At 67.2% G+C, this 12,882-nt stretch carries 10 protein-coding genes; 7 read left to right on the forward strand and 3 right to left on the reverse strand.

Annotation, left to right across the window (positions count from 1 at the left end; all coding sequences use genetic code 11):
• The first annotated feature begins 4 nt into the window (after nucleotides 1–4).
• From BLV60_RS18855 to BLV60_RS18875, 5 genes are all read left to right on the forward strand, one after another.
• Complete coding sequence (locus BLV60_RS18855) at nucleotides 5–394, forward strand: hypothetical protein (protein ID WP_093056802.1); 390 nt, start codon at nucleotides 5–7, stop codon at nucleotides 392–394.
• A 22-nt stretch (nucleotides 395–416) separates the two neighbouring features.
• Nucleotides 417–3,080: a DUF2169 family type VI secretion system accessory protein gene (locus BLV60_RS18860; RefSeq protein ID WP_093056803.1), complete on the forward strand. Its 2,664-nt coding sequence runs from the start codon at nucleotides 417–419 to the stop codon at nucleotides 3,078–3,080.
• A gap of 80 nt (nucleotides 3,081–3,160) precedes the next feature.
• On the forward strand, nucleotides 3,161–4,162 hold the full coding sequence (locus tag BLV60_RS18865; RefSeq protein ID WP_176928832.1) for a pentapeptide repeat-containing protein: 1,002 nt from the start codon (nucleotides 3,161–3,163) through the stop codon (nucleotides 4,160–4,162).
• Nucleotides 4,159–4,827, forward strand: coding sequence for a DUF3540 domain-containing protein (locus tag BLV60_RS18870; protein ID WP_093056805.1), 669 nt, complete (start codon nucleotides 4,159–4,161; stop codon nucleotides 4,825–4,827). Before BLV60_RS18865 ends, BLV60_RS18870 begins: the two co-directional genes overlap by 4 nt.
• 26 nt (nucleotides 4,828–4,853) lie before the next feature.
• Complete coding sequence (locus BLV60_RS18875) at nucleotides 4,854–5,240, forward strand: DUF4150 domain-containing protein (protein ID WP_093056806.1); 387 nt, start codon at nucleotides 4,854–4,856, stop codon at nucleotides 5,238–5,240.
• A gap of 9 nt (nucleotides 5,241–5,249) precedes the next feature.
• Here BLV60_RS18875 and BLV60_RS18880 read toward each other — a convergent pair whose 3' ends face one another.
• The 3 genes from BLV60_RS18880 to BLV60_RS18890 all read right to left on the reverse strand — a co-directional run bounded on the left by BLV60_RS18880 (nucleotide 5,250) and on the right by BLV60_RS18890 (nucleotide 8,420).
• Nucleotides 5,250–6,230, reverse strand: a complete 981-nt coding sequence (locus tag BLV60_RS18880) for a tripartite tricarboxylate transporter substrate binding protein (protein WP_093056807.1) — start codon at nucleotides 6,228–6,230, stop codon at nucleotides 5,250–5,252.
• Nucleotides 6,231–6,319: 89 nt separating this feature from the next.
• On the reverse strand, nucleotides 6,320–7,732 hold the full coding sequence (locus tag BLV60_RS18885) for a sensor histidine kinase (protein ID WP_093056808.1): 1,413 nt from the start codon (nucleotides 7,730–7,732) through the stop codon (nucleotides 6,320–6,322).
• On the reverse strand, nucleotides 7,725–8,420 hold the full coding sequence (locus tag BLV60_RS18890; RefSeq protein WP_093056809.1) for a response regulator transcription factor: 696 nt from the start codon (nucleotides 8,418–8,420) through the stop codon (nucleotides 7,725–7,727). The genes BLV60_RS18885 and BLV60_RS18890 overlap by 8 nt, the downstream gene beginning before the upstream one ends.
• A 208-nt stretch (nucleotides 8,421–8,628) precedes the next feature.
• Here BLV60_RS18890 and BLV60_RS18895 point away from each other — a divergent pair, with 208 nt between their 5' ends.
• A complete protein-coding gene (locus tag BLV60_RS18895) occupies nucleotides 8,629–9,783 on the forward strand; it encodes an efflux RND transporter periplasmic adaptor subunit (RefSeq protein WP_093056978.1) in 1,155 nt (384 codons plus the stop codon).
• Nucleotides 9,776–12,871 (forward strand): efflux RND transporter permease subunit, encoded by a 3,096-nt coding sequence (locus tag BLV60_RS18900; RefSeq protein ID WP_093056810.1) that lies wholly within the window; start codon nucleotides 9,776–9,778, stop codon nucleotides 12,869–12,871. Before BLV60_RS18895 ends, BLV60_RS18900 begins: the two co-directional genes overlap by 8 nt.
• Nucleotides 12,872–12,882 lie beyond the last annotated feature (11 nt).

The following is a 12,882-nucleotide window of genomic DNA, read 5'->3' on the forward strand; positions in this document are numbered from 1 at the left end:
GCACATGCAATTCTGGTTGCCCGTAATCTCTGGTGTTCTGATCGTTGTCTTCCTGGTGTTCGTGGTCGTGCACACCGTGCGCAACAACAGGCCGTACCGCGAGGAAGCGCAGCGCTATGAGCGCCTGGTGAAGCAAGGCCAGCCCGCCAGCGCCCAGGTGCTTGCCCTGCGGGAGCTTGCACAGGGCACCTACGACAACGACGTCGAACTGCGCGTGCGCACCACCGAGTTGGCCGGCCGTCCGCCGCTCGAGCAGATGTTCAAGACCCGCATCGCGCGCGAGCTGGTGGTCAATTTCATGCCCGGCCAGACGATTCATGTGCTGATCGACCCGGCCGATTCGACGGCCGTGGCTATCGACCGCCGCCAGTCGACCACGACCATTCCCCGCTGATCCCGCGCGCATTCCCTGTTTCATGAAAGTCATCAAGCCTCTCCGGCTCAGCGTATTGAGCCGCCCGTTTCCATGGCAGCGACGCCAGCGCCTGGGGCTGACAGTGGTCGCCATGACAGGCATGGATGGCGTGCCCATGCTCTACCCGGACGCCGAGCTCTGGCCCCTGGTGGCCGAGGAAATCGGCGAGCAGGGTGTGCTCGATCTCGGCATGCCCAAGCGCAGCGCAGAGTTTTTGGCCACCGGCCACGCCTACACCGCGCACCAGCAGATCCGCAACCAGTGCCTGGTAAAGATGCGCGTCGGCACGCTCGAAAAAACCCTGCGCATCTCGGGCGACCGCTACTGGCTCGACAAGCGCGCCACGCCGCCGCAAGACTTCGAGCGCATGCCGCTCGACTGGCAGCACGCCTACGGCGGCGCCTCGTTTGCGGACAACCCGCTCGGCATCGGCGCCGCGGAAGAGATGGTCAACGGCGTGCGCACGCGCCGGCTGCCGAACGTCGAGTCTGCAGACGCGCCGATCCAGCGTGCCGACCAGCAGCCCTCCCCCGCTGGCTTCGGCGCCATCGACGTGATGTGGCCCCGGCGCTTTGCCCGCATCGGCAAGGAATACGACGCCCAATGGGCCAAGGAAGACTTTCCGGCCTTCTCCGGCGACATGGACTGGCACCTCTTCAATGCGGCGCCCGAAGACCAGTGGTGGCGCGATGCCGATCGCATTCCCGATGCCGCGCCCTACGAAATCTGGAACATGCACCCGCACAAGCCCTATCAGGCAGGCTGCCTGCCGGACTGGCGCGCGCGCTGCTTCCTGACGCTGACTTCCGAAACCGGCGAGACCACCTTCACCGACGTGCCGATGCGAATGACGACCGCCTGGTTCTTCCCGCACCGCGAGCGCATCGTGCTGATCTACCACGGTGTGGCGGACGTCCGCGAAGACGACGCAGCCGACGTCATTCACCTGATGCCAGCGCTCGAAGAAGCGGGCGCCGAAGCCCTTCCGGCCAGCTATTACCAGGGCATCCTGCATCGGCGGCTGGATCCGGAAAGCGGCGCGCTCTACAGCTTTCGCGATCGGGAACTGGTTCCCGCAGCGGCCATTGCCCCCTGGCTCGACACCGTGTCGCTGAAAGACCGGCCACTCGGCCCATTGGCCCGCAATGCGCACAAGCACGGCGAGTGGATGCGCGAGCAAATGCGCCAGCAGATGATCGGCGACGGCCAGGACCCCGCGCGCTACTTTCCGCCCCAGGACCCGGCCGACGACCTGCCCACGCTGGACGCCCTGCCCGAGTTCGTCGCGCGCACCAAGCGCATGCAGGAAGAAGCCAAGCAGAAGCTGCATACGCAGCAGCAGGAGCTGAGCGAGACACTTCGCACGCGCGCCGCCGAAGCCGGCCCGACGGAGCCGGACCTGAGTCCATTGCTGGCGCTGACCGAAGGCCGCGAGCGCTCCGGGCTCAAGGGGCCTCCCGCCGCGGCGATGGCGCAGCATCTCCAGAGCATGGCCGCAACCATGTCGGAAATGCCGGGCTCGCGTGCAGCGGACATGGCCCCCGTCGCCGACCTCCTGGGCCGCGGCGAGTTGATTGCCGCGGCGCAACGCAAGATGTACCTGAGCAGCGCCCACCACCAGGACGCCGCCGACCCGATGACGCCGGCACGCGCCGCCGAGGTGCGCGAGCAGGTAACGACGCTGCTCGCCGGCAGCCGCGATTTTTCGGACATGGACCTGACCGGCGCCGACCTCTCGGGCATGGACCTGCGTGGCGCCCGCTTCTGCGGGGCACAGCTTGAGAGCGCCAACCTGCGCGGCGCACAACTCGACAACGCCGACTTTTCCCGTGCCGTGCTCGCCCGTGCCTGCCTCGACGGAGCTTCGCTGCGCGGCACGCGGCTGGACAACGCCAACCTGGGTTTCGCTCAATGCAGGCAGACCGTGTTCACGGGCGCCCATCTGCACAACACGGTGCTGGAAAACATCCTCTGCGAAGACTGCGACTTCAGCGCTTCGCAATGGGAAGACAACACGGTCATCGAGGCCGCGTTCGTGCGCTGCCGCTTTCACGGAGCCAGCCTCAAGGTGGTCATGTTTCTCGAGAAGGTGCGGCTGGAGCAACTCGACTTCGAAGAGGCCGTGTTGTTCAAGCTGCATCTCGTGAGCTGCAAGCCCGGCGCAATCGGCTTCGTGGCAGCCCGGCTCGAGAGCAGCGTGTTCGTCGACGTGCAGGCCGATGGGCAGATGGATTTCACGCGTGCGAGCCTGCGCACCACCTGCGTCGTCGGCACCAGCAGTTTCCGCGAGGCGAAGTTCCGGGGCGCGCACCTGCGCGAATGCAGCCTGCGCGAGGTCGCGCTGTCGCAAGCCGATTTCAGCGATGCGCGGCTGGAGAACAGCGACTTCTCGGCATGCGACCTGTCTCGGGCCGACCTCTCTCGCGCCAACGCACGCGACTCACGCTTCGTGCGCACCGACCTGCGGCATGCCAGCCTGCTGAACGCCGACCTGATCGACGCGAGCTTCCAGAAGGCCGACTTGCGCGGCAGCGACCTGCGCGGCGCCAACCTCTTTCGCGCCGACGTGTCCCAGAGCCTCATGGACAACACCACGCTGCTCGATGGCGCCTACACGCACCTGGCCAAGGTCTACCCTGCGCGCCAGGAAGCCGCGGCCGCATGACGCCGCACCGAATGCAATCCATGGTGCAGCGCGGTGAACCGATCAGGGAGCGAAGCTGCAGAGGCTGGCGCCTTGACGGAATGGATCTCTCCGGAGGCGTGTTCCTGGAAGTCGACTTCGACGGCGTGAGCTGCATCGGCACGCACTTCGAAGAGGCCCAATTCGACCGCTGCACGCTCAACGGCGTGCAGTTGAACGACGCGCAGCTCAAGAAAGCCGCCTTCTCGCAATGCACGCTTCCGTCGGCGAACCTGACGGGCGCCGTGCTGGACGATGCGGTGTTCCATCGTTGCCAGTTGCCAGGCAGCGACTTTTCGCAGGCCAGCGTGGCAGACACCAAGTTCATGGAAAGTGCCCTTTCACGCAGCCGCTTTGCGGCCGGCCTGCTGGACCGGACCTTGTTCTTCAAGTCGCCGCTGGATGGTGCCGACCTGTCGCAGGCACAGCTCGACCGGGCCGTGTTCTATCAGGTCGACCTGCGCGAGACCGCGCTGGCGGGGGCACGCTTCGAGCGCGTCGTCTTCGTCGAGTCACGCCTTGCCGGGCACGACTTTTCGAACCACCACTTCCAGCTGTGCCAGTTCACCGACGCTGATCTCGAAGGCTGCAATTTCGAGGGCGCCCACATGGCGCAGTGCAACTTCAAGGGCGCAGTGCTGCGCGATGCGGTGCTGCGCAACGTTCATGCACCGCAGGCGTTGTTTCCCGAAGCCGACCTGAGCCGGGTCGTTGCACGCGGCGCGCATTTCGACCAGAGCCTGTGGATCGACGCGAAGCTTGCGGCCGCCGATTTCGGCGAGGCCAGCATGCAGCAGTGCATCTTCCATGGGGCCGATTGCACCGGCACCAGCTTTGCCGGCGCGGACCTCACCTACGCGGATTTTTCCGGGGCTGCACTGGAAGGCGCGAACTTCGATGCCCGGCTCTTCCGCACCCAGTTGCATGGCGCACGCGACGTTCCCTCTGCCCTGCGCGGCCATGCCGGCGTGCTGCCCAACGACCCCGACCTGTTCGAGGCGGAACGCTGGTCCGCGCAGCGGAATGCATCTTCCATCCCATTCACGAAAGGCGAAACCCCATGAACATCGCAGCATTGCGCAGTCCCCAGGCCGGCACGGACGACGCGCCCGTGCAGCGCCTGGGCAAGGTGGTCGAGCACCTGCCCGAAGGATCGCTGTACCGCGTGGAATGCGACGACGGTGCCTGGCAATGCCGCCGCGCCGCCAGCTGCCTCCTGCGCCCCGAACTCGGCGACACGGTGCTGATTGCCGGGCCCGACCGCTACCACGTGTACCTGATCGCCGTGATCGACCAGGCCGACGACACCACCGCGCACATCGAGACGAAGGGCCACCTCACGCTGGCCACGCCCGCGGGCGGCGTGCACATCGAGAGCAGCGAAGCCATCCGGCTGCAATCCGCCAAGGCGGTGGAAGTCAGCAGCGAGCGTTTCGCCCTGACCGCGACCGAAGCCGACTGCAAGGTAGACCGGCTGAACTACGTCGGCAACGCCGTCAAGGCCATGGCCGCAAGTATTCATGTCGTCGGCCGGCTGTGCGAGACCGTGATGGACCGCCTGGTGCACATCAGCCGCACGGCCTTCCGCATGACCGAGCAGACGGAGCAGGTGCGTTGCGGCCAGCTCGACTACGAAGCCGCCGACCTTGCCCGCATTCACGCAACGCAGACGGTGGTCACGGCGCAGGCGGTCGTGAAGGTCGACGCCAAGCAGATCCACATGGGCTGAGCCCGGAAACACAAGGAGCCGACAGCATGTTTGCCAACTGCCAGATGATGGGCATGGACCTGGCCTTTCCCGACGTGTGCAAGACGCCGCCGGCCATTCCCATCCCCTACCCCAACTTCGCGCTCGGCCCGACCGCGATTCCCAATGCGTGGAACATCCTCTTCATGTTCGCGCCGGCGCACAACCTGGCGACCGTCACGCCGCTCACCAACGGCGACAACCCCGGCGTGACGCTGGGTGTGATCTCGCCTTCGGTGATGGGGCCTTCGCGCCACATCACCGGCTCGTTCACTGTGCTGCTGAAGGGCAGTCCGGCCACGCGCATGACGAGCCTCTCGGTACAGAACCGCAGCAACGCGCTGGGCATGCGCATCGTGCCGAGCCAGTGCAAGGTGCTGATGCTCGCGGCCTGAGGCCGTTCGTTACTCCGCCTTCACCCCCGCAGTACGGATGACCTTGCCCCACTTGGCGGTTTCCGCGGTGATGAAGGCGTCGAATTCCTCGGGCGTGCTGCCCGCCGGAATGGTGCCCATCGCGTCGAGCTTCGCGCGCGTCTCGTCGCTCCTGATGATGCGCGCCACCTCCTCCGACATGCGTTTGACGACATCGCGGGGCGTAGCCGCTGGCGCCAACATGCCGGCCCAGGTGCTGCCGGTGAAGCCCGCGAAGCCTTGCTCGATGAAGGTCGGTACCTCGGGCGCCGCCGCCAGTCGCTTGTCGCCCGCCACACCAATCAGTCGCACCTTGCCTGCCTTGGCCTGATTGATGAGCCCCGTGGGCGCATCGAAGAAAAGCTGGATCTGCCCGCCCATCAGGTCGGTCAGCGCCGGCACCGCACCCCGGTACGGGATGTGGATCATGAAAGTCTGCGTCAGCGACTTCCACAGCTCGGTGGTGAGGTGCGCGGCCGAGCCGTTGCCCGATGAGCCGAAGCTCACCTTGCCCGGGTTGGCGCGCGCATAGTCGATGAGCTCGCGCGCGGTCTTGAAAGGCGCATCGACATTCACCGCGGCCAGCAGCGGCGACACACCCATCAGCGACACGCCCGTCAAATCCTTTCGCGGGTCGTAGGGCAGCTTGGGGTACAGCGTGGTGTTGGCCGCGTAGGCGGCGATGACGACACCGAAGGTCGTGCCGTCGGGCGCCGCCTTGGCGATGGCATCGACGCCGATCAGGCTGTTGGCGCCGGGCTTGTTGTCGATCAGCACCGGCTGACCGAGCTTCGTCTGCAGCCCGATCTGCACCAGCCGCGCCATCTGGTCGGTGAACCCACCGGGCGTATAGGGCACGATGATGCGGATCGGCTTGGTCGGCCATGCGCCCTGTGCGAACGATGGCAAGGCGAGGCTTGCGGCGGCAGTGGCGAGCGTGAACCGGCGGCGAGACAGCGTGGCGTGGGGCATGGTGGCGGCGTTGCTTTGGAATGAATGGACCGGGCCATTCTCGAAGCGCCGCACGCCGGCACGGTCAGGGTTTGCCCGGCGGGTCAGCCTCACCGCGCCAACGGCAACCGCATATCGAACCGTGCCCCGCCGCCTGCTTCGTTCGCCGCCTCGATCCGCCCGCCATGCGCATGCACCACGGCCTGCGACAGCGCCAGCCCCAATCCAAGCCCAGGCGTCTTCTCGTCCGACCGCGCCGTGGCACCGCGATAGAAGCGCTCGAACAGATGCGGCAGTTCGTCTCCGCGAATGCCCGGCCCGCTGTCCGCCACGCTGATGACCGCTTCATTCGCCTCCACGTCCGCACGCAGGCTCACGCGCACCGTCGTGCCGGCCGGCGAAAACTTGAGCGCGTTGTCGAGCAGATTGGCCAGAGCCAGGCTCGCCGCGCCGCGCGCCACCCGCGCAGCCACGGGCAGTGCGGGTACCAATGAAATCTCCAGCCGCCTTTCGCGCGCCATCGGCTCCAACCGGCGCACGGCCTCTTCCGCCAGCACGTTCAGCGACACCGTCTCGGCCGCGTCGCGCTCCTGGCCCGCGTCGAGCCGGGCCAGCACCAGCAGCTCTTCGACCAGCAGCGTGAGCGATTCGACTTCTTCGAGCGAGGAATGCAGCGTCTCCACATAGGCCGCCGGTTCGCGCGGCCTGCGCAAAGCGAGTTCAAGCTCGGTGCGCAACCGCGACAGCGGCGAGCGCAGCTCGTGCGACGCATCCGCCGTGAATCGCCGCTGCGCCTCCATGCCCTGCTCGATGCGCGCCAGCATGGCGTTGAGCGTGTCGACCAGCCGGCCGATCTCGTCGTTCGTTCCGGGGTGCGGCAGCCTCTCGCCCAGGTTCGCGTCACCGATGCGATGCGCCTGCTGCACCACGTCGTCGATAGCACCGAAGGCGCGCCGGGTGATCAGCGCGCCCGCCGCACCCAGCGCCAGCAGCAGCGCGCCGCCGAGGATCAGGAACAGCACGCTGGCCATCGCCACCGTGCGGTTCACGTCGTCCAGCGAGCCGGCCACCTGCACTGCCAACAAGGAAGAGCTGCGCCCCGGCACGGGCACCGAGACCATGCGCGTCGGTTCCTCGCCGAATCCGTCGAGTGTTTCGAACACGGTCTCGCCCGCCGCGAGCCGCTCGCGCAGTGCGGGCGGAATGGGCAGTTGCGCCTCGCCGAGGTTGCTGCTGCGCGCCAGCACGCGGCCCTCGGCGTCGACGATCTGCACCAGCCGGTCGAGTCGCACGAACGAAGGCGCGCCGGGGCCGGGCGGGGCCTCGTGCACGATCACGGTGTCGCCCTCGCCGGCGGACAGCAGCATGCCCATTTCGGTCTCGGCCAGCGCGAGCAGCGCGGCATCGAGCTCGCGGTGCACGTTGCGCGCGAACACGAGGTACGAGCCGAAGGCGGCGATCGCCATCACAACCACGATCACGCTGACGTGCGCCAGCGCCAGTCGTTTGCGGAAACTAAGCATGTCCAACCACGCCGTCGTCGGCCAGCGCCAGCCTGAAGCCGCGCCCGCGCACGGTCTGTATCAACGGTGCGGCCGGCGGCGCGTCGACCTTGCGGCGCAGGTTGCTGATGTGCACGTCGATCAGGTTGTCGATGGCGATCAGGTCGTCCTTCCACACCTGCTCCGCCAGGCGCGAGCGGCTCACCACCTCGCCGGCATGGCGCAGCAGTATCTGCAGGATCGCGAATTCCTTGTGCGTCAGGTCCAGCACCATGCCGCCGCGCAGCACGCGCTGGCTCTGCGGGTCGAGGCTCAGGTCGGCCAGCGAAAGCACCACGGGCCGCATGATCTCGGAGCGGCGCAGCAGAGCGCGCACACGGGCCAGCAGCTCGTCGAAGGCAAAGGGCTTGGTCAGGTAGTCGTCGGCGCCGGTGTTGAGGCCGGCCACGCGGTCGCTCAGCGCGTCGCGGGCGGTGAGCATGAGCACGGGCGTCTTGCAGCCGCGCTGGCGCAGGTCGCGGCACAGCGTGAGGCCGTCCTTACCGGGCAGCATCCAGTCGAGCACGATCAGGTCGTAGGCGACGACGAAGGCTTCCTCGTCACCCTCCTCCGCCGTGTGCACGACGTCGACGACAAAGCCCTCTTCCTGCAGGCCCCGGGCCAACAGCCGGGCAGCCTTGCGGTCGTCTTCGATCAACAGAATTCTCATGGCGCGAATCATGCCCCGGCTTCCTGACTGCAGGCCGCAGGGGTGCGCAAGGGCCAATCCTTAAGACATCTTCAGGATTTCTTGAGAACTTCTTAAGTCGCCCTTTCGTACCCTCGCCGAGAGGAGACGGGAGCGGATCGAGGGCATGGGGAAGGCACCCCGTGCGCAGCGCGCCCGTCCTCGCAACGGACGCATTGCGACGATGAAGATGAAAAAGAAATCCCTGTACCAGATGACGCCGGCACGCATCGTGTTCGGCGTACTGACCTGCGCGGCGCTGTGCGTCGACTCCTTCGACAACACCGCCCATGCCGCCACCGCCGTGGCAGCCGCACCCGCGCCGATGCTCGTGCGCCAGGGCAACCGCCTGAGCGTGCCCGCCGGCTCGCCGCTGCGCGAGCGCCTGCTGGTCGCCACGGTCGGCCAGGACGCCCTGCCGCACGAGGTGAGCCTGCCCGCCACGGTGGAGGCCAACCCGGCTGGCACCGTCAACATCCTCCCCCCGCTGACCGGCAAGCTGCTCGAACTGAAGGTGCGCCTGGGCGACACGGTCAAGCGCGGCCAGGTGCTCGCCACGATGGCCTCGCCCGATCTCGCGCAGGCCGTGGCCGACGCGCAGAAGGCACGCGACGCACTCGACCTGGCGCAGCGCGCGCTGGTGCGGGCACGCGGCGTGAACGAGGCCGGTTCCAACGCCGCGAAAGACGTGGAAGCGGCCCAGAGCAGCGTCGCGCAGCAGACGGCCGAACTGCACCGCAGCGAAACGCGCCTGCGCAGCCTGGGCGCTGAAGGCAGCGGTGGGCAGGCGGGCCAGGTGCTGAAGATCGTCGCGCCCATGGCCGGCACGGTCACTGCGCTGAACGCAGCCGCGGGCGCCAACCTGAACGACGCCAATGCGGCGCTGATGACGGTGTCGAACCTCGACTCGGTGTGGGTCACGGTCAACGTGCCCGAGAACGTCGTGGGTGCGATCACCCCGGGGCAGAACGCGGTCGTTACGCTGGCCGCTTACCCGGGCCGCAGCTTCAGCGGCAAGGTCGGCTTCGTGAGCGCGGTGCTCGACGCGGACACGCGCCGCGCCCGCGCGCGCATCGTGTTCGCCAACCCCGAGGGCATCTTCAAGCCCAACATGTACGCAACGGCCGTGCTGGGCGTGCCGCAGGGCGCACAGCCGCAGGTGCCGGCCTCTGCCCTGCTGATGAACAACGACAGCGTGAGCGTGTTCGTCGAGGCCGAGCCCTGGACCTTCGTGCGGCGCATGGTCGAGCTGGGCCGCGAGGACGGCGACAAGGTCCGCATCCGCAGCGGCCTGTCCGCGGGCGAGCGCGTTGTGGTGCGTGGCGGTGTGTTGCTGAATGATTAATCTCATCATCACCCAGTTCTTTCGCCGCAGGCACCTGGCCTGGGCGATGTCGGTGGCGCTGGTGCTGTTCGGCGCCTGGTCGTGGACGCAGATGACGGTCGAGGCCTACCCCGACCTCGGCGACGTGACCGTGCAGGTAACAACGCAGGTCAACGGCCTGGCCGCCGAGGAAATCGAGCAGCAGATCACCACGCCGCTGGAACGCGCGCTGAGCAACACGCCGGGGCTGGCCTCGATCCGCTCGAGCAGCACCTTCGGGCTGTCGCTCATCAACCTGAGCTTCAAGGACGGCACCGACGACTACTTCGCTCGCCAGCGCGTCACCGAGCGCATCGGGCAGGTCAGCTTGCCTTCCGGGGCGCAGCCAGGCCTGGGGCCCGTTGCAGGGCCGGCCGGTGAGATCTACCGCTACACGCTCGAATCGGACACGAAGAACCTGATGGAGCTGTCGGAGCTGCAGCGCTGGAAAGTGATTCCCGCACTCAAGCAGGTGGCGGGCGTGGTGGACATCAACAACTTCGGCGGTTTCACGCGCGAATTTCAGATCGAACTCGACCCGGCGCGCATGCAGAAGTACGGGCTGGTGCTGAATGACGTGGTCACGGCCATCAACAACAACAGCGCCAACGCGGGCGGCGGGCGCATCGCGCGCGGTGACCAGAGCTATGTGGTGCGCGGCATCGGCCAGATCCACACGCTGGACGACCTGGGCACCGTGGTTGTGGCGCAGAACGGTGGCTCGCCGGTGCTGGTGCGCGACCTGGGGCGGCTGCAGTTCGGCCACCAGGAGCGCGGCGGCATCCTCGGCAAGGACACCAACCCCGACACCATCGAGGGCATCGTGCTGATGCTCAAGTATGAGAACCCGTCTCGCGTGCTCGAAGGCGTTCATGCCAAGATCGACGAACTGCAGGCCGAGCTCGCGCCCATGGGCGTGAAGATCGTGCCCTATATCGACCGCGACGACCTGGTGAAGCTCACCGTCGACAAGGTGACGCACACGGTGCTCGAAGGCATGGCGCTGGTGTGCTTCGTGCTCATTCTTTTCCTGGGCAGCCCGCGCAGCGCGGTGGTTGCTGCGGTGGCCATTCCGATGTCGCTGGTCACGGTGTTCATCGTGATGCACTTCACCCGCATGCCGGCCAACCTGTTCTCGCTGGGCGCGATCGACTTCGGCATCATCGTGGACGGGGCCATCGTGGTGATGGAAGCGATATTGCGGCGGCGCGAGGAAGAACCCGAAGCCACGCTCACCGAGGGAAACATCCTCGAAACCGTAAGTCACGTGTCGGGGCCGATCTTCTTCGCCACGCTGATCATCATCACCGCGTACTTTCCGCTGTTCGCCTTCGAGCGGGCCGAGGGCAAGCTGTTCAAGCCGATGGCCTTCACGGTCGGCTACGCGCTGGTGGGTGCCCTGCTCTGCGCGCTGACGCTCATTCCCAGTCTGGCCTACGTGGCGCTGCGCAAGCCGAGCAAGCCCTTCGTCAACAAGCCGCTGGAGTGGCTCACGCGCGCATACCGCCGCGTGCTGGCGAAGCTGCTGGACGTGCCCGCCATCGCCTACGGCCTGAGCGCACTGGCGCTGGCCGCGGTGATGGTGCTGGGCGCCACGGCCGGACGCGAGTTCTTGCCAGACATCGACGAAGGCGCGCTGTGGCTGCAGGTGCAGCTGCCATCGGGCCTGTCGCTCGACAAGGCCAGCGAGATGGCCACCGAACTGCGGCATGTGCTGCTCGAATACCCGGAGGTGTCGTACGTGGTGACGCAGCTGGGCCGCAACGACGACGGCACCGATCCGTGGACGCCTTCGCACATGGAGGTGCCCGTGGGCCTCAAGCCCTACAGCGAGTGGCCGACCGGGGTGAACAAAGCGGCCTTCGTGCACACGCTGACCGAGCGCTTCGCGCGCATGCCGGGCTTCGACGTGGGTATCAGCCAGCCGATCATCGACGGCGTGAACGATTCGGTAGGCGGCGCGCACAGCCCGCTGGTGTTGCGCATCTACGGCGACGACCTGAAGGAAAGCAGGCGCATCGGCAACCAGATCGTCGATCTGCTGGAGACGGTGCGCGGCACGGCCTCGGCCTCGCTGTTCCAGGAGCCACCGATTCCGCAGGTGGTGATCGAGCTGAACCGCGAGGCGGCGGCGCGCTTCGGCGTCAACGCGAACGACGTGGCCAGCCTGATCCAGACCGGCATCGGCGGCGCGCCGGTGATCACGGTGTATGCGGAGAACCGCACCTACAACGTGGCAGTGAAGATGCCCAAGAGCGCCAAGGGCAACACCGAGGCCATCGGTGCGCTGCTGCTCAACAGCTCCAGCGGCGCGAAGGTGCCGCTGTCGCAGGTGGCCGACATCCGGCTGCAGACCGGCGAAAGCACCATCTCGCACGAGATGAACGAGCGGCAGATCACGGTGCGCGTGGACAACCGCGACCGCGACCTGGCTTCGTATCTCGATGAGGCACGGGCCCGCATCGCGAAGGAAGTGAAGTTCGACCCGGCCAAATTCAGGCTGCAATGGGCCGGCCAGTTCGAGAACCAGCAGCGCGCGCAGGCCCGCCTGGGCGTGTCGCTGGCCATCGTGGTCTGCATCATGGCGGTGCTGCTGTTCTTCCAGTTCGGAAAGATCCGGCAGGTGGCGCTGATTCTCGGCGTGGTGCCCATGGCCACGCTGGGCGGGCTGATCGCGGTGCACGTGGCGGGCGAAACGCTCAACGTGGCCACTGCCGTGGGCTTCATCGCGCTGTTCGGCGTGTCCATACAGAACGGGATCATCATGGTCGCGAACTTCCGGCGCGTGCGCGGCGAAGGGCTTGCCCTGCAAGCCTCGGTGCTCGAAGGCGCGGCCGAGCGGTTGCGCCCGGTGCTGATGACGGCCACGGTGGCATCGGTCGGCATGCTGCCGGCAGCGCTGGCCACCGGCGTGGGCACCGACGTGCAGCGCGGGCTGGCAACGGTGGTGGTCGGCGGGCTGGTGGTGTCGACGCTGCTCACGCTGTTTATCCTGCCGACGCTGTATTTCGCGATGGAGCGGGTGTTCGAGCGCAAGGGCTGGGGCACGCGCTCGCGCCGCGACCGTTAGGAAGGCTGGAG

Origin of the sequence: Variovorax sp. YR634, assembly GCF_900106655.1 — a bacterium.
Classification (GTDB): domain Bacteria; phylum Pseudomonadota; class Gammaproteobacteria; order Burkholderiales; family Burkholderiaceae_C; genus Variovorax.